The sequence below is a fragment of the Janthinobacterium sp. SUN073 genome (assembly GCF_030397665.1).
In the GTDB taxonomy this organism is placed as follows: domain Bacteria; phylum Pseudomonadota; class Gammaproteobacteria; order Burkholderiales; family Burkholderiaceae_D; genus Janthinobacterium.
This window is the reverse complement of the sequence record NZ_JAPUBT010000003.1, coordinates 136478-157000: the sequence shown is the minus strand read 5'-3', so window position 1 is coordinate 157000 and position 20523 is coordinate 136478. Positions and strand designations below refer to the sequence as shown.

Below are 20523 nucleotides of genomic sequence, written 5' to 3'. Positions count from 1 at the left end.
TGCATTTGATGGTGTTGGCCGGGCTGGCGCACGGAAAACGCGCAGCGCAGGCAGCCGGCATGTGCCGGCTATTGGGTAGCAAAGTGCGGAGATGGGAGGCCGCTACACGTCAGGCCTTGCGTTATGCATTGCGCTGTTATGGCATCGCTGCTTCAGATGAAGTTCAATGGCTTCTCGCCTGCAGCCGGCGCGCACGGCGTTTGCGCTCCCAGATGACGATGCCCGTCACGGACAGCATGGCCACCATGATGCCCATGCAGGACATCAAAATGCGTCCCGGCAAGCCGAGGATGCGGCCCGAGTGCAGGGGGAATTGCAGTTGCACGAAGACGTCGGCGGCCGTGCCTTCCCACGGCTTGTGCTGGCCGATGATGCTGCCGTCGATACCATCGACGTACAGGTTCGACAGGCCCATGCCGGCCGCGCCGAATTCGTCGGCCGGGTCGAAGAAGGAGACGTTGTAGAACGAATAATTGCCGCCATAATAAATGCCGCCGATGGGCGCCGTGATGCCGCGCTGCACGGCTTGCTTCTTCGCAATGTCTACCGCCTGTTCAAAACCGATCACGGGCGTGATGTACGTGCCGTACGGCGCCGGTGTCTGCGTTTCATACGGACCCGGCGTGGTGGTCGACACCAGAGACATGACGGGATAAAACACTTCGCGGTACAGGTTCAGCGAGAACGAGGTGAACGCGACGACGATGATGATGACCCATACCCACAGGCCGCCCGCGCGGTGCAAATCGAAATTGAGCTTGTAGCCGCCCGCCGTCCAGCGCAGCACCCACGACGGTTTCCAGCGCTGCCACCAGCTGGCGGCGTCGCGGTGGCGCGGCGCCTCGTCCTGCGCGCGTGGGCGCAGGCGGCGTGGCGTGGTCAGGTAAAACGCCACCATGCTGTCGAGCAGCCAGATCAGGGCGACGCTCCCCATCAGCCAGTAGCCCCAGCGGTCCGTGCCCCAGAAGGCGGGCACGTGCAGGCTGTAGTGCAGATGCCGCAGGAAGGGCATCAGGCTGCGGCGCGACAGGGAAATGGCCGTCGAATCGCGCGTGCCCGTGATCTGCGCCGTGACGGGGTCGATGTAGACGGTGTTGTAGTCGAGCACGAACGGCTTGTTGGTCGCCGGATCGGTCAGGGGACGCACCATGAAGGCGGCCGCATGGCCTTCTTCCAGGCCCAGGGTCATGTAATTGACTGCCACGCGCGGGTCGGCGGCGGCGACCTTTTGCGCCAGCGCAAATGGTTGCTGCAGGGGGCCGCGGCCCGGCGTGTCCATGATGTCGGCGTTGAGCCATTCGTCCAGTTCGTGATCCCACGAGGTGACTGCTCCCGTGAGGCCTGCAACGATGAGGAAGAGGGCGATGGTCAGGCCGGCCCAGCGGTGTATGACAGTCCAGAAAGCGCGCATGCGGTACAAACCTTCAACATGAAACCGGCTTGTTGCCGCCAGCAGGCGCCATGGCGGCGCACAGGGAACGCCAGGCACGGGCCTGGTATTTTGATAATGGGAATCGTTCTCATTATCCGCCGTGGCCAGACGTTTGTCCAGCGCCATTGGTGTTGGCCAGGGTCAAATCGCGCATGTTAAGATGCTAGCAAGATGCCAATTTGAGTTCCATGTGGCAATACTCAGGACGAACATGCGTATAGAAGACCGTAATAATATCCGCGTGAGCGAACGCAGCTGTGCGCCGCAGGCGGGTGCGGCAACCACCATGGTGTTCATGCATGGCTTTGGCTGCGACCAGACCATGTGGCGTTACCTGGAGCCGCTGTTTCGTGCCCGTTACCGTACGGTGCTGTTCGACCTGGTCGGCAGCGGCGCTTCGGACCTGGACGCCTATGATTTCGATCGCTACGCGCGCCTGGACGCACATGGCGCCGATTTGCGGGAAGTCATCCATGCCGTCGGCGGCGGCCCCGTCATTTGCGTGGGTCATTCCGTCAGCGCCATGAGCGCCTTGCTGGCCAGCATCGCAGAGCCGGAGCTGTTCGCCACGCAAATCATGCTGGCGCCGTCACCTTGCTATATCGATGACGCGGCGTCCGGCTACCGGGGCGGCTTCAGCCGTGCCGACATCGACGACTTGCTCGGTGCGATGGACAGCAATTACCTGGGCTGGTCCGCCAGCATGGCACCGGCCATCATGGGCGCGCCCGGCCAGCCGGCACTGGGGCAAGACCTGGTGAACAGCTTTTGCCGCACGGACCCCGCCATCGCCCGGCATTTCGCGCAAGCCACGTTTCTATCCGACCACCGCGCCATCTTGCCGCATAACCGCACACCGGCCCTGATCGTGCAATGCAGCGACGACTTCATCGCGCCACCGCCCGTGGGCGAGTATTTGCACAAAATGCTGCCGCACAGCAGCCTGCACGTGGTCGAGAACGTGGGCCATTGCCCGCACATGAGCGCGCCCGATGCCAGCTACCGCGCCATCCGCCACTTTCTCGACGGCTTGCACCTGTAATGCGCGACACGCTGCCTTCCTTGCCTGATGCCAACACCTTGTTCCAGCATGCGGCCTGCGGCTTGCTGCTGTGCACGGCCGACGGCACCATCGTGCAGGCGAACGCCACCTTTTGTGGCTGGCTCGGCTATGGCGCAGGGGAATTACTCGGGAAAAAGAAACTGCAAGACTTGCTGACCATCGGCGGGCGCGTGTTCCACCAGACGCACTGGCTGCCGCTGATGCAGGTGCAGGGCAGTGTGTCGGAAATCCTGCTCGACATGCGCCAGCGCCAGGGCCAGTCCATCCCCATGCTGTTCAATGCCGTGCGGCGCGTGCACGAGGGCGTCCGTTATGACGAGGTCGCCGTCTTTGTCGCCAGCGACCGGCGCAAATACGAGCAGCAACTGCAGCTGACGCGCAAGGAGGCCGGCGAGCTCAACGAGCAGCTGGCGGCTGCCGACCGGCGCAAGGACGAATTCCTGGCCACCCTGGCGCACGAGCTGCGCAACCCGCTGGCGCCGATGCGCAATGTGCTGGAAGTGCTGCGCCTGGCGCAGCTGGACGATCCGCAGCTGTGCTGGGCACGGGACGTGCTGGACCGGCAAGTGAGCCACATGACGCACCTGGTCGACGACTTGACGGAAGTGTCGCGCATCACGCGGGGGCGCCTGGAGTTGCGCCGCGCCAGCGTGGAACTGGCGCCCGTGGTGGACGCGGCCCTGCACAGCGTCGCCGAGCTGGCGGCGCAGTCCGGCCACAAGGTGCACGTGGAGCAATGGCCGCGGCCCATCTGGCTCGACGCCGACGCCACGCGCCTGGTGCAGATGATCGCCAACCTGCTGACCAACGCCGTCAAGTACACGCCCGCCAACGGCCTCATCTGGCTGGACGTGGCATGCACGCAACACGAGGTGCGCATTAGCGTGCGCGATTCGGGCATCGGCATCGCGCACGAGCATCTGGACACCGTCTTCGACCTGTTTTCGCAGTTGCCGCCGGCCCTGTCGCTGGCCCAGGGTGGCCTGGGCATCGGTCTGTCGCTGGTGCGGGGCCTGGCCGAATTGCATGGCGGCAGCATCAGCGCGCACAGCGATGGCGTGGGGCAGGGCAGTACCTTCACATTGCGCCTGCCGCTGCCGGCCGTGCCGCTGGAGGCCCCAACGCCGGTCAACCGCCGCCTGCTGGCCGGCACGCGCGAAGGCAAGGTGCTGGTCATCGACGACAGCGCCGACGCGGCCGAAAGCCTGGCGCTGGCGCTCGACATCCTCGGCTACGACGTGCGCACGGCCTACGATGGCGCGGCCGGCATGGCGGCCGCGCAAGCCTTCATGCCGCGCGTGATCCTGCTCGACATCGGCTTGCCGCACATGAATGGCTATGACGTGGCGCGCCTGCTGCGTTCCCAGCCGTGCGGCCAACATGCCATCCTGGTCGCCGTGACGGGCTGGGGCCAGGACAAGGACCGCCAGATGGCGTCCGATGCGGGTTTTGATTTGCATCTGACCAAGCCCGTGGATTTTTATGAGCTCGATGCGCTGCTGCAGAAGATGCTGCAGGCAGGGTGAACGATACATGCCGTGTCAACTACAATCGTCCCACAGCGTGATCCAGGCAGAATGGGATCTGTGTGATTTGCTGGATGGCGCCCGCGCGCTTCACGATGCCTTGCTCGATTACGAAGGCGATGGCGTGTATGCCGACCTGCTTCTTCCCTGGTTGCGCGCGAATCCGCCTGCGCTGGCCTGGCTGCGCTCATTTGCGCAAAGGCAAGGAAATCCTGTTCCGCCAGCAAGCAACGAGGAATTGTGGGTACTCCAGGCGTTCAGCCGCATAGGCCAGGTGCTGGTCTTGCCCTTGCAACAGGCTCGCGGCAATGGCAATGGCGAAGGCTGGGCCGGACCGCCGCTGTCGCTCGCCGAGTATGAAGCTTTCGTCGAGGCGATGGGAATGACGGTGCTGCGACCGGCAGAGTTTTCGCCTTTTTATCACGAGATAGTCGAACTCAAGCCCGCTGGGTCTGTGCATGCGCGTGCCGCGATCATGGCGTGGCGATGGCCGTGCGTGATGCTCGGCAACATGCTGTTTGCGCGTGGTGGCGTGGATGTTTGCGCTGGCAAGACAATTTTCAAGCCTGGTATCGCCGACGCATCGACGCTGTACTGGGCTGACCGCCGCAAGGGACGCCCTGTCAACGACCTGTCGCATGGATGGGGTGGTAATTCCCAATGGCGCACGTCTTTCCGCCGCGATTATGTCGTGGGCGATACGCGATTTTACAATGTGGATGGCAAGTATGATCTGGCGGGGCAGGTGGCAGATGCGGCGGACGCAGGGCACTTTCCGGCGCTGACCCTGGCGGAAAGAATTGAGTTGCTGACGCAGCGATGTCTGGTCAGTAACACGACAGCGCACGATGATCTGTTCCCCTATGACGACTGCTGGCGCGAGTCGGCAGACAACGGCGGCGTGCAGGAGCGGTGGCCGCGCTGGCTGTCAGCCTTGCGTGGCGGTGGCAAGCGGGAAACAAAAGCTTGAAACCTGGGTGCGCGATGACGCTGAAGCACGCTCGGGGACGACGTGGCCGTGAGCGGCATTGGAGGGAAAGACATGGAACAATTGACGGAACTTGAGATCGTTGTTTTTCAGCTGCGCATGGGATTGGACCAGGCCGACCGCTGCGTCGACTGGGCCGTGGAGCGTTTGCGCCTGGACCAGGAAGGCGACGACCTCGAGGTCGTGCTGCTGGCCAGCGCCCGTGACCGCGACGAGGTGCTGGCGCTGGCCGACGTGATCATCGAGCGCTACCGTGGCGCGCAGCGGCTTGACGAGCAATTTATGGCCGGCAAATACATCGTCGAACTGCGCGCCGCTTACCTGGCAGGGCGGGAAAGTGCGTCTTCGCTCGATGCCATCTTTACCCGCTTGTATCCGGTGCTAGCTTATCCCGACTGGCTGGTCATGCTGAGCCGTAATTGCGAATACGCGATCAACGTGCCCGATTTCGAGCAGCCGTTCGAGGATGAGTTCCACTATATCGCCAGCCTGTGGGCACAGGCGGAGAGCCTTGCCGCGTTCGAGCGTGAATACCGCCGGCAAATTTCCAATGGCCACGATATAAGGTAATGGCCCGCGACTGCTTTTACTCCAGGCGGTAGCGGTTGGGGCCAAATGGCGTGTATGCCATGCCGTGCAGCAATGGCATGCGTTCCGGCAAGCGGCTGGCGATAGACAGTGCCAGCACGCAGAGCGTCGGATTCAGCCATTGCCAGCCCGACAGCACGGTTTGTACGCTGGCCAGTAGCACGGCGCCCGCAATGATGCACCAGAGCCCGAATCTTTTCAGTACCAGCACCATGGCAAACAGGACGATGTAGGGGTACATGGAAAAATACTGAGGCGCATACGATGCTTGCGTCGCCACCAGCAAGGCGCCGCCGACGCCGCCAATCAGGCCGGCTGCCACGTGGTTGCCGGCACGCGAGGCGGGAGCCATTTTATGGATCAGGTACAGCAGGCCGGACGCGGCTGCCACCACCAGCATGCCAACCAGGAAGGTGGTCGATGACGTGGTCTCCACCAGCGGGCGGATCAGCAGTTTCGTCAGCGCAGTGCCGCCAGGATAGGCGGGATCGTCCAGTTGCTCGATGCATGGCATGGCGGCAGCGTACACGGCCAGCGACACGATGGCGCAAGCTTCGGCCTGCAGCGTGCGTGCCCAGAAATACAGCAGGGCGGCAAGCGTGGCAGCGACGGCTCCCCCTGCCACGAGCAATAGCCATGGCGGCAGCTGGGCCATGCCATCGGCGCCGCTGAGCATGGCGTACACGCAGGCGCCCGTTGCCGGGTAGATCAGGTAGCCCAATGCAGGCAGCTGCGCCCGGCCCACGGCGCAGTACAGGCCGATGGCGATCACGATCAGTGGCACACTGCGCCTCAGGCTGGCTAGCAGGCTGAAGGGCAACAGCACATCCAGAACCGTGCTGAACAAGATGAGGACGGCGATGATGGCAAACGTCCGGGCATGGGAATCGGGAGTGTCGCTCGGCACGGCCACCGGCAGCGCTGCGCCATGCATGGGCGCAGCCGCCAGCCTCGGCCACCATCGACGCGCGCGCCAGGCGAGCGCCAGCAGCACCAGCATCATGATATCTCTCGTCTCGCTGTTCAGGGCACCGCCGCTTAGCTCCGCCATATACGTGGCGTAGCCGGCGCCCAGGAGGCCCAGTGCTAAGCCCGCGACGGCGCCGCCCTTGACGTTTCCAAGTCCGCCGGCCAACGCCGCCACCAAGGGCGCTACCAGTGGCGCCGCGCCGATGGAGAGGGCTGCAGGCCTGGCCGCACCGAAGAGCAGGGCCGCTCCCACACCGCTTGCCGCGCCGAGCAGCCCCGCCCACAGCAGGGCTGTGCGCTGGCGCTTGGTGGCAGACGTGCCGGACGCCGTAGTGGCAGGGAAATAGTGCAGGCACTGGCAGATCAGCAGCATGCCCATCGCTACGATCGCGACTTGTGGCAACGGCAGGACGGCGCCGCCAAGATCGATGAAATCCCGGTCCGGCAATGAGGCGGGCAACATCTGCTCGTCCCACACCCGGGCCGCGATCACCAGGACGGTGATGGCGATGACCAGGCCTGCCAGCAATTGCGCCACCGGCGTGGCGCGGCGCATGTGCTGCCAGAAATGGCGCTCGTACAGGGCCAGCATGAGGGCAGCTGCGGCCCAACTCGCCGCCAGCACCAACAGCAGCATGGCGTAGGAGGGCAGGCCAGCCAGCGGGCCTTGCAGCCAGATGATCGCCGTGTTGCCCAGCATGGCTGCTACGCTGGGCAAGGCGGCAAAGCCCAGGCAGAGTGCTCCGTACTCGCGGTACAGCAAGCTGTGGCCGCAGGCGACCAGCGACGTCAGCATGCCCAAGGCGAGGCCATTGCACAGCAATAGCAGCAAATCCTCGTTCATCATGCCGCAGCCGGAGCGTGTGCCACATCCTGTTTGCCGGCTTTTGCGCCGGCGCCCACGGCCAGGGCCTCCGCCTGAACATTGCCGCCATGAACGATGATCCCGTTGTTGAGGATGGTAGTGCGTCGTTCGCGGATATCGGCACTGTCGTAGCCATGCGCTTCGAGGAAGTCGGCCAGCTCGTCAAGCAGTTTGCGTTCGATTAATTTGCGGTTGAAATCCTCGTCCGAGCGCTGGAAGTAATGGCGCCACGTGGGCGCCGACAGCGCTTCGCGCAAGCTGGTGCTGGCACCGAAGTTGTAGCTGGCGCTGTATTCGATATGCTCCGCGCGTTCGCGCACATATTTGTCCATGCTGAAGGACTCGGCAAAGCGGGACAATTCGTCGACGAGCAGTAGCAGCGTGGCGACAAACGCCATGAAGGGGCCCAGCACGCAGGCGGCCAGCCAGAGCTGCAAGCGTTCCTGCCAGCGGATCTTGGCCAGTTTGTCGACCTTGCGGTAGGAGTCTTCCACCGGACCGAGGAAATAGCGATTGAATTCGACATACAGGCCGTTGCCGCGCAACACAAAGCGGACATAGTACGTGGTGATGATTTCACCACCCCAGTCGGCAATCTGCACGCACAGATAGTGGCGCATATGCCGCTCGCTGGTACCCAGGCATTGCGCCAGGCGCGCAGCGGCGATCACCTGGGCAGGACGCTGCCATGGTCCGAAGCACAGGTCTTCCGGCCCGCGCGCCTGCGTTCCATGGACAAAAACGGGGTCCATGCAGCGCAAGCCAGGCAGCTGCATGGCTTGCAGCGCTGCCTTGATATGCGCGTACAACTGCGTTGCCGTGAACGGCGTGACGGGCTGTTTGGCATTTTCGCCACGGGGCGCGTTCAGCGCGCAGTTGAACGACCAGCCGCTTTCCTGGATGCCTGCGCCGATGAACGGGATGAAGCCGCGGTACAGGATCAGGTTCTGCCCGGGAGCTGGCAGGGCGTCTTCGATGCGCTTGGGAATGGGGTGCCGTCCATATTGCTGCACGCAGGCCGCATAGTTGAAGTTGCCGCGTCGAAAACCCTGCGCGTGGCGGCTGGCGGCGTTTGCGCGGCTGACGTTGGCGCCTGCCGCCACGAGCGCGCCGAGCACGATGAGCGCCGGTATGTCGAGCAGGTAGGCCAGCAGCATCAGCAGCGAGGTGGCAGCGAAGACGAGCCTGTAGCGGCGCTGCAGCTGTTCGCCAACCAGGCAAATCTGTATCAGCAGGCGCACGTCCAGGCCGAACTCGGGGGCCACGGCGTCATAATTTTTATGGAAGAAATGCAGTATGCGGCGGCGAAAAACCAGGCCGCCAAGGAAGGCCTGGCCACCGAGGAGGCGGATGACTTCCGCGTCATCGTGCTGGTGCGCTGCCTGCTCAGCCTGCCTGGTGGCGGCTTGCTGCAGTTCTTCGGGTATGGGGTCCGTCATGTTCGCCTCCACCGTTTGTGTGTCGTGCCATCACAGGCCGAAATACTGCAATGGCAGGCGCAGCGCGCCGGCAATCGCCTTGACGGGCGCCGCCAGGGCTACCATGTCGGCAATCACCACGCCGGCCATCTGCAGTTTGTCTTTCAGGCTGTGCAGCATGTGCTGCATCCCTTCGGGTTGTGTCTTGCCGGAGCGCACCATGTCAGCCATGGCCTGTGTTTCTTGTTTAACAATGGCCGCCGCACCGGCATTCAGGGGCAGCTGGCTGATCGCTTGTTCAAGCTGGGCGATGGCATCCTGCAAGGCCTTTTGCGTGGCGCTATCGAGGCCGGTGACCGTCTTGCTGGCGGACGCATTTTGGCCAAAGGCAAATACGTCCGCAGTGACACTATCAGCGTGCAAGGTATAGCTTTCCGAGGCAGGGGGCGCAGCGGGTTTCTTCATGATCTTTCTCCCGGAAAAGGAAAAATACATCAAAAGCATATTTAACAATAGGGCAAAACATGGGGGGCGATTTGCGCTAGAACAAACGCGATGTGGAAAGAGCGGGACTGCGAAGGGGGATGCTGCGGGGGAGAAAGAGCGTAGTGCTGGGCAATGCGGCCGCCGTGATCGGCGGCCGCATACGGGTGCGACTCAGGCCGGCTGCGCGCCGCCCACGTTGCGGCTGCGGTTTTCCACCAGCACGGAAATACCGAGCACGACGATGCCGCCGCAGGCCAGCATGGCGCCCACCCAGCCCGTCGAGCGCAAGCCCATGCCCATGGCGATGGCGATGCCGCCGGCCCAGGCGCCCAGCGCGTTGGCGATGTTGAAGGCGGAATGGTTGAGGGCGGCGGCCACCGTTTGCGCGTCGCCGGCCACGTCCATCAGCCGCGTCTGCACGGCGGGAGCAACGGCGATGCCGGCGCCGATGGCAAACAGGTTGATCGCCGTCAGCCAGACATTGCTGCTGGTATAAGTAAACGCGGCCAGCGCGGCCACGTTCCACAGCAGCACGCCGAAGATGGTCCACAGGCGCGAGCGGTCGGCCAGCCAGCCGCCGATCAGATTACCCACCGTCATGCCGACACCGATGATGGCCAGCAAGATGGAAATGACCAGGGGCGACACTTTCGTGATTTCCAGCAAGGTGGGCGTGATGAAAGTGTAGACGGCGAACATGCCGCCGAAGCCGATGGCCACCATCAGCAGGGTCAGCCACACTTGCAGGCGGCGGAACACGCCCAGTTCGCGGCGCGGGCTGGAATCGCCAGCGGCCACCATGGGCACGAAGATGCGCACCATCAGCATGGTCAGCAAGCCCAGCGCGGCGACCAGCAAAAAGGCCGAGCGCCAGCCCAGGGTCTGGCCGATATACGTGGCCAGCGGCACGCCGAAGATATTTGCGACAGTCAAGCCCATCAGGACACGGGCCACGGCCTGGCCCCGTTTGTCCGGTTCGGCCAGGGCGGCCGCCACCAGCGCTGCCACGCCAAAGTAGGCGCCATGCGGGATGCCGGCCACGAAGCGGGCCACCACCAGCAAGCCATAGTTGGGGGCAATGGCGCTGAGCAAGTTGCCGCCAGCGAACATCAGCATCAGGCAGATCAGCATCAGGCGGCGCGGCATGCGCGCCAGGAAGATCGTGATCAGGGGCGCGCCGACGACCACGCCCAGCGCGTAGGCGCTGATCATGTGGCTCATCTGCGGCAAGGTCGTGCCCAGGTCGTCGGCGACCACGGGCAGGATGCTCATGGAGGCGAATTCGCCCGTGCCGATGGCCAGGCCGCCGAGGGCCAGGGCCAGGTCGGCATAGCCAGCGCCAAAAGGCGCGGTGACGCGCGGAATCAGGGGATCTACGGAGGCGTGCATGTTCTTGTTAGTTGGGTAAAGAATGACAGGGTGGAGAGGCGCGCTGTGGCCCGGCCGGAAGTGGCAATGCGCCACCAGAGTCGACGGATGGCCGGTATTTTTGGGCTGTAACAACTGCCCAAGGACAACATTGTAAAAGATTCGGGCAAGCTTTGCTGGGCAACGGCTAAAATATGCTGCACTGCACACACCCGAGTTTGCTCTTGTTGTTAACGATAACACGGAATCCATCCGCTGTTGGGGCTCTTCCTCGAGACCTTGCTTGAGCTGGCGGGCCTCGCCGGCTAGATTTTCCTGGCGTGCTTCAAGTGCAGGGGCAGCCACCACCACATGCAAATGATGAGTGTGCCCATCAGCACGCAGGCGACGATGCCGGCGATGTGGCCAAAGACTTCCGACATGACCAGATTGGTACCCAAAATAAACGCCAACGCGAGCGAAAAGGCGCCGCACATCATGATGCGGTCGCCCACGCGCTTGAAGCGCTCGCGGTCTTGCAGGGGGCGCATCACGCGGTGCTGGATGGCTGGTGCGCTGAGCAGAACCAGGCTGGTCATGGACAGGAAAAACGTCAGCAGGAAGACGATTTTTTCCGCCTGCACGATCTTCGCGAAGCCGCCGTTGAAAGGCAGGATGATGAGGAAGGCCGTCAGCATCTGCGCGCCCGGCAGCAGGATGCGCAATTCGCTGAGCAGGTCGGACAAGTCGCCTTCGTCGCCGGGCTGGCCATCTTCATCCTGGTGTCGCGCGTGTGGCATGGGCCGTCCTCGTGGTGGTGATGGGGCCAGTCTACGCACAAGCGAGCAGGCCGACTGTGGGCGGGCGCACCTTCAGAAGCATTGCGTGATGCCAGCCGCTAAGCAGCCGGAACTTGATACTCCCCCAGTAAACAGGGAAATTAATTTTACACATTTCTGCGAACCGTCAATTTACGCTTGCATGTTGTGTCGAACTAAATATGATGGAGGTGGGTGCAGCTACGGCCGGGCCTGTTTTTGAGTTGCTCGTTAAATTGCAAATATGGCATTCAAATTATATATAGTATAATTGTTGTGTGTGTCGGTGATTATGCGCCGACCGTACCGGACGCCGCTATGTGCGGCATTGATTGACAGCGTTCAGGAGAATACGATGAGTTTGCTAGATCAACTTGCAGGACAGGCGATGAGCGCTTTGGGCAACAAGGGCGCGGATGGGGAAGCGTCATCGGGGCTGATGGCCAGCGTGATGGACCTGGTCAACCAGCATGGCGGCTTGCCGGGCCTGCTGCAGAAATTCCAGGAAAGCGGCCTGGGCGACCAGGTGGCCAGCTGGATCGGCACCGGCGCCAATGCGCCCGTCTCCGGCGAACAGATCAAGGATGCGCTGGGGGCCGACACAATCACCCAGATCGCTGAAAAAGCGGGCGTCGCACCGGACGCGGCCTCGGGCGGCCTGGCAGCCTTGCTGCCCCAGCTGATCGACAAGCTGACGCCGAACGGCCAAGTGCCAGAAGGCAATGACCTCGTCAGCCAGGGCTTGAATATGCTCAAGGGTAAAATATTCGGTTGATATTCATTGCCGCAGAGCGCTAAAACCTCGCAGTGATGCGAGGTTTTTTATTTGCAAGGTTTTGTGTGCGAACTTTGAACGTCTGAAAAACGCCTGTGGCTAGGCGCCGCCCCGAAGACAGTACGCAAGTACGGCGAGGGGCCGGCAACAACGCCACGGGTGTTTTTCAGGCGGCGGCCATCATGCCGAGACGCTGAGGTTCGCTGGTCAGCCTTGCCGTACTGCCCTCCACCAGATACGAGCAATAGCGGCGCCTTTCGGCGTTGCCGCCGCGCCGTTCCATTAATTCTCCCAGCATGGCGACGGCGTCGGTGGCCATTTTTTGCACGGGCTGGCGCAGGGTGGTGATGTCGTAGCTGAGCCAGCCCGACGCTTCCAGCGCGTCGAAGCCGGCCACGGACATTTGCAGCGGCACCTGGATGCCCATCTGGTGGCGCGCCGTGTCCAGGCAGCCGATGGCCATGATGTCGTTGCCGCAAATGACGGCGTCCGGCACGCGGCCCAGGCGGTCGATGACCTTGCGCAAGCCCCGTCCGCCGCTGGCGTAATCGTAGTTGCCGCTGACGACGATGGGGGCGGGCAAGCCCAGCGTGAACAGCCTGTCCAGCACGCCGGCCTTGCGTTCCTGCGCCACGGCCGAGTCGCCGGGTCCATCGATGACGGCGAACTGGCGGTGACCCGCCTCGGCCAGGCGCGATACGAGCAGGCGCGCCGCTTCCCCCTGGTCGCACAGCACGGCATGTACGGCGTGTTCGCGGGGGCTGCGGTTGAACAGCACCAGAGGCACGTCGCGCCGGCCAAACTCAAGCATTTGCTCGTCCGACAGGCCGGCGGCCACGACGGCGCCATCGACCTGGTATTGCCATACGTCGCTCAAGACCTTGCCGATATCGGCTTCGCGTTCCAGGGTAAACAATAATAAACGCTTGCCCTGGCGGGCGATTTGCTGGCTCAGGTCGGACAGCACTTGCGGATAGTACAGGTTGGCCAGGTTGGAAATGATGACGGCCACCAGGTTCGAACGCCGCGTGATCAGGCTGCGCGCGGCCGCGTTGGGGATGTAGTCGAGACTGATGGCCGCCTGCATGACCTTGGCCTGGGTGGCGGGCGAGATGCTGGCGCCCGGCTTGAAGCAGCGCGACACGGCCGATTGCGACACGCCGGCCAGCAGGGCCACGTCATACGAGGTCACGCGCCGTCCGGCACCGGGTAGGGGGCGGGCGGCGGTGCCGGGCGTCCAGGCTACAGTATTCTTTTTTCGCATATTGGTCTGGCAAGCAATCTGTCTCAAAGTACTCCTGCAGGCCCGGCCGCTTGTGGCGGCTTGGGCGGGAAAAATGAGCATAGCGAAAATATTTCCATGTGGCAAGACTGTTTTCTTATCCATGTTGCAAATAATTTGATTTAATGGCAAGTGGTATGCTTGCCCCTCAGTCGGGGCTGTCGCAGGTGCCGCTGCCATAGGGGCTGATGCGTCCTGGCGGGTCCACGCGGCGCGCGCTGAAATCGCCGGCCAGCGTGGGCAAGGGCAGTTCCGTCGTGGCGCTCGCTTCCGTGCCGCTGACCGTGCCGCGCACCGTCAGGGCGACGTGCACCCAGGAACCATGGTTGCGCGGATAACTGAGGGTGACGGTGGCCATGCCCAGCGCGTCGCTCAGGCCGCTGGCGCTGACGGTCAGGGGAATGCCCGGATCGAGCACGCCATTGCCGTTGCGGTCGTAGGCGGCGTCAAAAATGCCGTTGCGCAAGACATCTTCATTGGCGCAGCTGTAGCGGGGCAGGGCCGGGCGCCAGACGCCCGTGTCGGGGAACTCGGGCTTGTCCGCCTCCCACACATAGTATCCCTTGGCATAGCGGCTGGGCCAGGCGGCAGCCGTGATGGCGACGCCGGACACGGCGTTGCCTGCGCTGTCGGAAACGAACACGGTAAAGTCCTTTTGCAGCACGCTGGTCGAATACTCGCGCAGCAGGCTGCCCGTGCCCAGCTTGATCGACAGAGCTTGCCGCGCCACCGTCAGGCGCACGAGGGCCGTGGCCGCCGCTTGCGGTGCGCCCTCGATGCGGGCCTGGATCAGCACGCCGTCGCGCCCGCTATCGGCCGGCCCCGCCACATACACGGCGCGCGCCAGGCCGTCGCTGCCCGTCAGCACGCGGCCCGCCTGCCGCAGGTAGCCGCCGCTGGGGTCGCTCAAGATGGTAAACACGACGGGCGCATTCTTGACCAGGTTGTTCGCCGCGCCATCGCGCACCACGGCGCTGATTGTGCTGATACTTGTGCTGATACTGCTGCTGGCGTTGTCGGCCGAGGCCGCCGAAGTGCTCGTATTCGCGCGCAGCACGGCCGGTTCCGCCTGCACGGCCAGCTTGCTGGCAGGGCTCAATGGCGCGACGAATTCCAGCCGCGTCTGCGCCAAGGGCCCGCCCGCCACGGCGGCCGTGATGCTGGCCACGCCCGCGTTGGCCGACTGCACATAGCTGCGCGGCAAGTTGCCATTGTTAAAGATCAAACTGGCGGGTAAGGCCTGGCTGCAGGCGCTGTCCGCAAACAGGCTGCCGCGCGAAGTCGACAGGCTGGCGCTGCCCGTCTGCGCCACGCCCGCCTTGTCGTAGCGCACGTCGATGGCCTGGCAGGCCAGGGTCGCCACTTCCGGCAGCACGTCCGCGCCGCTGGCGTCCTGGCCCACGGCTGGGCTCAGGCGCAGATCGCTGCCGGCCACGGCATACGCTTGCGTGGCGGCGGCGCCCAGCGCGCTGACGGACACGGCATCTTTGCCCAGGCTGCCTGCCGTCAGGCGCAGCAGCAGCTGGCCCTGCGCATTGCTGAGCGCCGCGCCGCCATCCCTGACACGCACGCCATTGCCGGCGCCCGTGCTGTAGGCGATGGCGGCGCCGGCCACGGGCCGCTTTGCCGAGTCGCGCACGGTGACGGTGAGGTCGGCGCCCTGGCCCAGCATCAGTGCGGCCGGCCCCAGCACTTCCACACTGCTGCCCGTGACCGCTACCGTGCCCTTGCCGCTGCGCGTGCCCACATTAGCCGTCACGGTGATGCTGCGATTGCTGTTGACGCCGCCCGTGCCCAGCAGGGCGCGCGCCTGGCCGTTCTTGTCCGTCACGGCATCGACGCTGCCGAGGATGCCGGAATCGGCGGAAAAGGAAATCTTTGCGTTTGGCAAGGCCAGGTTGGCGCCATCCTTGACGAGGGCCGTGACGGCCACTTCACTGCCATCCAGGCCCGCCGAGGCCAGTTCCGTGCTGGAAAACACCAGATTGACGGCGCTGGCCAGGCTGGCCGGCTCTGGCGGCGTGACGGGCGGAATCACGGGTGGCGTGACGGGCGGCACGATGGGTGGCACGACGGGTGGCGGCGGGCTGCCGCCGCAGCCTGCCGTGCTGTGCAGCGAGCAGCCGGCGCCAGCCTGGGTATCGGTACTGCCCCCGCCGCCGCAGCCGGCCAGGGAAACGAGGAGGGCAGTCAGCAAAGCAGCGGGCAGGTGGCGCAGGGGGGCATGGGGCACGATGGGTCTCCGGGAGCTGGCCGAGTTGCTCGGCGTCAATTTTCCAAGAGTAGCTTGTGCACGCCGTCGCTACTTGATGCAAAGCAAGCTTGTTGTCTTGGCCGTGCCGGAAGTATTTTTCTGGTGCAATGGCGTGCATTCTGATAAGATAACGCCCCTTTATTCAGGGAAGGGTCGACATGGCCAATGCTTGCGGCGTCGATTTCGGCACGTCAAATTCCACGGTAGGCTGGGCACGTCCCGGGCAGAGCACCATGCTCGGCCTGGAAGATGGCAAGACGACCTTACCGTCCGTTGTCTTCTTCAATGCGGAAGACGAGGAAGTCAGTTTTGGCCGCGCGGCGCTGGCCGGCTATCTGGCCGGTTACGAGGGGCGTTTGATGCGCTCGCTGAAAAGCTTGCTGGGTACCAGTCTCATCGATGGCCAGACGGAAGTGGGCGGCCGCGCGCTGCCATTCCGCATGTTGCTGGCGCAATTCATCGGCGAAGTGAAACGCCGCGCGGAGCAATCGGCTGGCCGCGAATTCTCGTCCGCCGTGTTCGGCCGTCCCGTTTTCTTTATCGACGACAATGCGCAAGCCGACCAGCTGGCGCAAGACACCCTGGCCGACGTGGCCCGTTCCGTCGGTTTCAAGGACGTCGCCTTCCAGTTCGAGCCGATTGCCGCCGCCTTCGACTACGAGTCGCAGATCGACCGAGAAGAGCTGGTGCTGATCGCCGACATCGGCGGCGGCACTTCCGACTTTTCGCTGGTGCGCCTATCGCCCGAGCGGGCCCAAAAAACCGAGCGGCGCGACGACATCCTCGCCACGGGCGGCGTGCACATCGGTGGCACGGACTTCGATAAATACCTGAGCCTGTCTTCGGTCATGCCCCTGCTCGGCTATGGCAGCCGGCTGCATAACAATAGCGAAGTGCCGTCCAGCTATTATTTCAACCTGGCGACCTGGCACACCATTAACCTGGCGTACACCAAGAAGATCTGGGTACAACTGGCCGACGTGTGCCGCGATGCGCGTGAGCAAGACAAGATGGGGCGCTTGCAAAAGCTGATCGACGAGCGGGCCGGCCACTGGCTGGCCATGAAGGTGGAGGAGGGCAAGATTGCCCTGTCCGACGCGGCCGAAGTGCAGCTGGAGCTGGACCGTTTGTCGCCTGCGCAGAGCCTGTTGCTGAAACGCACGCAATTCGACGACGCCATCGGTCACCTGTGCGGCTCCGTGGAAGAAACCGTGCTGCGGCTGTTGCGCGACGCGGGCGTGGCGCCGGACGCCGTCGACACCGTGTTCTTCACGGGCGGATCGAGCGGCGTGCGCCTGTTGCGCGAAAAGATCGCCGCCCTGGTGCCGGCCGCGCGCAAGGTCGAAGGCGACCTGTTCGGCAGTATCGGTGCGGGATTGGCGCTGGACGCGGTACGCAAATTCGGTTGATAATCATCACCCATTGAGTATCGCCCATTGCTGTAGCCACGAAAGAACGCCCCATGAATGTGTTTGACAAACCGATCGTCATGATCGACTTCGAGACGACCGGATTGTCGCCAGACATGGGCGACCGCATCACGGAAGTGGCGGCGCTGCGCATCGAGGGCGGGCGGATCACGGACCGCTATGTGACCCTGATCAACTGCAATGCGCGCATCCCCTCGTTCATCACGGGCTTGACGGGCATCACGCAGGCGATGGTGGACAAGGCGCCGCCCGTGGCCGAGGTGGTGCCGCAGTTGCTGGACTTCATCGGCAGCGATGCCTTGTCGGCGCACAATGCCAGCTTCGATGAAAAATTCCTGCGCGCGGAAAGCGCCAGGCTGAACCTGACACCGGCGCACCAGTCGCTCGTGTGCTCCTTGAAACTGTCGCGCCGCGTGTTTCCCGGCCTGTCCAGCTACAAGCTGGGGCTGCTGTCGAGCCAGCTGGGCATCGCCTTCAAGAGCGCCGCCCACAGGGCCGAGTCCGATGCGGAAGTGGCGGCGCAGGTGCTGATCCATATCGGCCGCCATTTGCGCAGCAGCTATGGCATCGCCGATGTCGACGCCGATCTGCTGGTGTCGCTGAACAAGCTGGCGGCCGCGAAAGTGCCGCAATTCCTGCAAAAGCATCCATCACGCCGCTGATCTTCGCATCGTCTCTAAGCGGGCTCATCAAAACGATATAATTTTGTTATTTCGTTTGAGCCTGCTCAAGTCCTTCCCTCGCATCGAATTTAAAATTTAGGCAACACACACGATTTCGCCGCCCTGGGCCGCCGTTTTGCGCGTGCTGCCGGCAAGCGCAATGTGGATGGGGGCGCACATGGACAAGCACCATACTGCCAGAGATAGCCACCAGGCGTATATCTGGTTCCGCACGGCTGCCGAACAGGGCAATGCTTATGCCCAGTTCAACCTGGGATTGATGTACAAGAAGGGTGAAGGCGTGGCGCAGGACGATGCGCGCGCCTTTGTCTGGCTACGCCTGGCCGCGCTGCAAGGGCTGGCGTTTGCGCAGAACCACCTGGGTGCCCTGTATTACCACGGCCGCGGGGTGGCGCAGAGCGACGAGGACGCCGTGCTGTGGTTTCGCCGCGCCGCCGCCCAGGGCGATGCCTCGGCCCAGCAAAACCTGGGACAGATGTACCGCAAGGGACGGGGCGTGCTGCAGAGCGACGAGCTGGCCCTGGCGTGGTTTTACCGTGCCTCCGAACAGGGCGTGGCCAGTGCGCAATCCATGCTGGGTGTAGCGTATGCCCAGGGGCTGGGCGCGAAAAAGAACGATGCGCTGGCGCTGGCCTGGTTCCGCAAGGCAGCCTTGCAGGGCGATGCGCAGGCGCAGCTGAACCTGGGACTCATCTACAAGCGGGGGCAGGGCGTGGTGCAAAGCGATGCGCAGGCGCTGGCCTGGTTTCGCCAGGCCGCCGCCCAGGGCTTGGCGGTGGCGCAGCGGCAACTCGGCGTGGCGTATGCGGAAGGCCTGGGCGTGGCGCCCGACCAGCTGCGCGCCTATGCCTGGCTGCAGCGGGCGGCCGAGCAGGACGATGCCGACGCCCAGTTCAACCTGGGCCTGATGCTGGCGCGAGGCCAGGGCGTGGAGCGCGACGAGGCGCGCGCCGTGGCCTGGTACCGGCGAGCCGCCCTGCAGGGCCATTGCATGGCGCAATACAATCTGGGTGGCATGTATGCTGGCGGGCGCGGCATCGCCCGCGACTTGCGTCAGGCGCTGGACTGGTATGCCAGGGCGGCGGCCCAGGGCGCGTCGAATGCGCAGTTCAACCTGGGCGTGATGTATGCCAATGGCCAGGGCGTGGAACGCGACGAGGTCTGCGCCGTGCGCTGGTACCGCACGGCCGCCGAGCAGGGCGATGCCAGCGCGCAAAACAACCTGGGCGTCATGTATGCGAACGGTCATGGCGTGCCGCAAGACGACGGCCTGGCCGTGCAATGGTATGCGCGCGCGGCCGGCCAGGGCCATGCGCTGGCCCAGTACAACCTGGGCGGCATGTATAACAGCGGGCGCGGCGTGGAGAAGGATGTGCTGTGCGGCTACATGTGGCTGGCGCTGGCGGCCGAGGGCGGCGATGGCGGGGCGGCCAGGGCCTGGGAAGCGGCGGCCGCCAGGCTGGAACCGGCACAGTTGCAAGAGGCGCGGCAGCGCATGCGGCAATGGTATCAGGGGCATCAGGGGCGTTCCCCGCCGCTGCCGCCGCCAGACTGAAGCGCCGGCAGCGTGCGCGCACTGACGCGCGCTGCATGCGATAATTGCCTAAGAGCATGTCGCGAAGGTGGCGCGGGTTTTTGGCACAGTGAAAGGTGGGACATGGTAAGGCAGGCAGGCGAGGATGCATCCGAGCAAAAAGTCATCGACGACATTGCCACGCATGGCTGGCATGGCGTGCATATCAGTGCTGATGAAGTCGGTCCCGGCTATGCCTTCACGATAGGCGCTTGCCACAGCTTTGGCCTGCCTGAATTTCTCATCATGGGCTTGCCGCGCGCCATGGCCCACCAGATACTCGACGTGGCGCTGGACGCCGCGCGCAGCGGCGCCATCATGGATTTCACGGCCACCACGGACGCCTTGCTGGAAGGCCATCAGTGCGCCTTCGTGCGCGTGCCCGTCGAGCAATACCGCAACTATGTCGGCTATGCGCGCTGGTATTACCAGGGCGATGATTTTACCTTGTACCAGATCGTCTGGCCGTCGCGCGATGGCCATTTCCCTTGGCAGGCGCAAGCCAGCGCGCAATATGTGGAGAGTCAGCCCCTGCTGGGACCTGCGCCGCTGGCGGCATGACGGCAGGCAAGCTCGTCACCATTGTGACCGGCACGGCCACCGTGTGCGTGTTCGACCCGGCGCTGGCACGCCACAAACTGGACGATGACTGCGACTGGTGGAGCATCGCCGGCGCGGAGCTGGCGGCTGTGAATGCGGGGCAAGTGGCGTTTTTCAACGTGGGTGGCGACGGCGCCTATGACATCGCCTTGTACGCGGAACTTGCCGAGCCGCACGCGAGCGTGCATCTGGCCGTCGTCTCGGGCCGCGTCTTCATCGGTGCCGGGGAAGACGTCACGGGCGGCGGCCTGGAACCGGACACGGCCTGTGGTGGCCTGTTCATGGACGTGCCCGCAGGCAGCTACCGCGTGCAGGCGTGTCGCGATGGCGCGCACATCAGCCTGGCATTTGTGCCCGATGCGCGCAGCAGCAATGCGTTTTGCGACCTCGTGCGTATTTGATCGTGCGTATGCTATCCCCGTTCAA

At 64.0% G+C, this 20523-nt stretch carries 18 protein-coding genes; 10 read left to right on the top strand and 8 right to left on the bottom strand.

The features are described from left to right. Positions 1-163 precede the first annotated feature (163 nt). The gene (locus O0882_RS11410; protein ID WP_289947989.1) at positions 164-1411 is read right to left on the bottom strand and encodes a PepSY-associated TM helix domain-containing protein; all 1248 of its coding nucleotides are present in this window, start codon (positions 1409-1411) and stop codon (positions 164-166) included. A gap of 232 nt (positions 1412-1643) precedes the next feature. Between O0882_RS11410 and O0882_RS11405 the strand changes: the two genes are divergently transcribed. The 4 genes from O0882_RS11405 to O0882_RS11390 all read left to right on the top strand — a co-directional run bounded on the left by O0882_RS11405 (position 1644) and on the right by O0882_RS11390 (position 5579). After that, entirely contained in the window at positions 1644-2474 is an 831-nt protein-coding gene (locus O0882_RS11405) for an alpha/beta hydrolase (protein ID WP_289947988.1), read from the top strand. Next, positions 2474-4021 carry an ATP-binding protein gene (locus O0882_RS11400; RefSeq protein ID WP_289947987.1) on the top strand — a complete coding sequence of 516 codons (1548 nt, stop codon included), beginning with the start codon at positions 2474-2476 and terminating at the stop codon, positions 4019-4021. The genes O0882_RS11405 and O0882_RS11400 overlap by 1 nt, the downstream gene beginning before the upstream one ends. A 37-nt stretch (positions 4022-4058) precedes the next feature. Then, positions 4059-4991: a hypothetical protein gene (locus O0882_RS11395; RefSeq protein WP_289947986.1), complete on the top strand. Its 933-nt coding sequence runs from the start codon at positions 4059-4061 to the stop codon at positions 4989-4991. Positions 4992-5063: 72 nt separating this feature from the next. After that, a complete protein-coding gene (locus tag O0882_RS11390; RefSeq protein WP_289947985.1) occupies positions 5064-5579 on the top strand; it encodes a hypothetical protein in 516 nt (171 codons plus the stop codon). Positions 5580-5595: 16 nt separating this feature from the next. On the opposite strand, the gene O0882_RS11385 is transcribed toward O0882_RS11390, so the two are convergent. The 5 genes from O0882_RS11385 to O0882_RS11365 form a co-directional block, all read right to left on the bottom strand. Beyond that, positions 5596-7413: a hypothetical protein gene (locus O0882_RS11385; RefSeq protein ID WP_289947984.1), complete on the bottom strand. Its 1818-nt coding sequence runs from the start codon at positions 7411-7413 to the stop codon at positions 5596-5598. Next, positions 7410-8870 carry a hypothetical protein gene (locus tag O0882_RS11380; protein ID WP_289947982.1) on the bottom strand — a complete coding sequence of 487 codons (1461 nt, stop codon included), beginning with the start codon at positions 8868-8870 and terminating at the stop codon, positions 7410-7412. Before O0882_RS11380 ends, O0882_RS11385 begins: the two co-directional genes overlap by 4 nt. Before the next feature lie 30 nt (positions 8871-8900). Then, on the bottom strand, positions 8901-9314 hold the full coding sequence (locus O0882_RS11375; protein ID WP_289947980.1) for a hypothetical protein: 414 nt from the start codon (positions 9312-9314) through the stop codon (positions 8901-8903). A 192-nt stretch (positions 9315-9506) separates the two neighbouring features. Then, complete coding sequence (locus O0882_RS11370; RefSeq protein WP_289947978.1) at positions 9507-10724, bottom strand: MFS transporter; 1218 nt, start codon at positions 10722-10724, stop codon at positions 9507-9509. Positions 10725-11008: 284 nt separating this feature from the next. Next, positions 11009-11482, bottom strand: coding sequence for a DUF6328 family protein (locus O0882_RS11365; RefSeq protein WP_289947975.1), 474 nt, complete (start codon positions 11480-11482; stop codon positions 11009-11011). A gap of 373 nt (positions 11483-11855) precedes the next feature. Here O0882_RS11365 and O0882_RS11360 point away from each other — a divergent pair, with 373 nt between their 5' ends. Continuing rightward, on the top strand, positions 11856-12275 hold the full coding sequence (locus O0882_RS11360) for a YidB family protein (protein ID WP_289947974.1): 420 nt from the start codon (positions 11856-11858) through the stop codon (positions 12273-12275). Between the two features lie 166 nt (positions 12276-12441). Here O0882_RS11360 and O0882_RS11355 read toward each other — a convergent pair whose 3' ends face one another. Together O0882_RS11355 and O0882_RS11350 are read right to left on the bottom strand one after the other, a co-directional pair. Next, positions 12442-13539 (bottom strand): LacI family DNA-binding transcriptional regulator, encoded by a 1098-nt coding sequence (locus O0882_RS11355; RefSeq protein WP_289947971.1) that lies wholly within the window; start codon positions 13537-13539, stop codon positions 12442-12444. A gap of 166 nt (positions 13540-13705) precedes the next feature. After that, positions 13706-15790, bottom strand: coding sequence for an Ig-like domain-containing protein (locus O0882_RS11350; RefSeq protein ID WP_289947969.1), 2085 nt, complete (start codon positions 15788-15790; stop codon positions 13706-13708). Between the two features lie 179 nt (positions 15791-15969). Between O0882_RS11350 and O0882_RS11345 the strand changes: the two genes are divergently transcribed. The 5 genes from O0882_RS11345 to O0882_RS11325 all read left to right on the top strand — a co-directional run bounded on the left by O0882_RS11345 (position 15970) and on the right by O0882_RS11325 (position 20498). Beyond that, positions 15970-17220: an Hsp70 family protein gene (locus O0882_RS11345; RefSeq protein WP_289947967.1), complete on the top strand. Its 1251-nt coding sequence runs from the start codon at positions 15970-15972 to the stop codon at positions 17218-17220. A gap of 53 nt (positions 17221-17273) precedes the next feature. Continuing rightward, positions 17274-17903, top strand: coding sequence for a 3'-5' exonuclease (locus O0882_RS11340; protein ID WP_219889931.1), 630 nt, complete (start codon positions 17274-17276; stop codon positions 17901-17903). A 178-nt stretch (positions 17904-18081) separates the two neighbouring features. After that, positions 18082-19479: a tetratricopeptide repeat protein gene (locus tag O0882_RS11335; RefSeq protein WP_289947959.1), complete on the top strand. Its 1398-nt coding sequence runs from the start codon at positions 18082-18084 to the stop codon at positions 19477-19479. A gap of 102 nt (positions 19480-19581) precedes the next feature. Further along, positions 19582-20058, top strand: a complete 477-nt coding sequence (locus O0882_RS11330; RefSeq protein ID WP_289947958.1) for a DUF4262 domain-containing protein — start codon at positions 19582-19584, stop codon at positions 20056-20058. After that, entirely contained in the window at positions 20055-20498 is a 444-nt protein-coding gene (locus O0882_RS11325) for a DUF6386 family protein (protein ID WP_289947956.1), read from the top strand. The genes O0882_RS11330 and O0882_RS11325 overlap by 4 nt, the downstream gene beginning before the upstream one ends. Positions 20499-20523 lie beyond the last annotated feature (25 nt).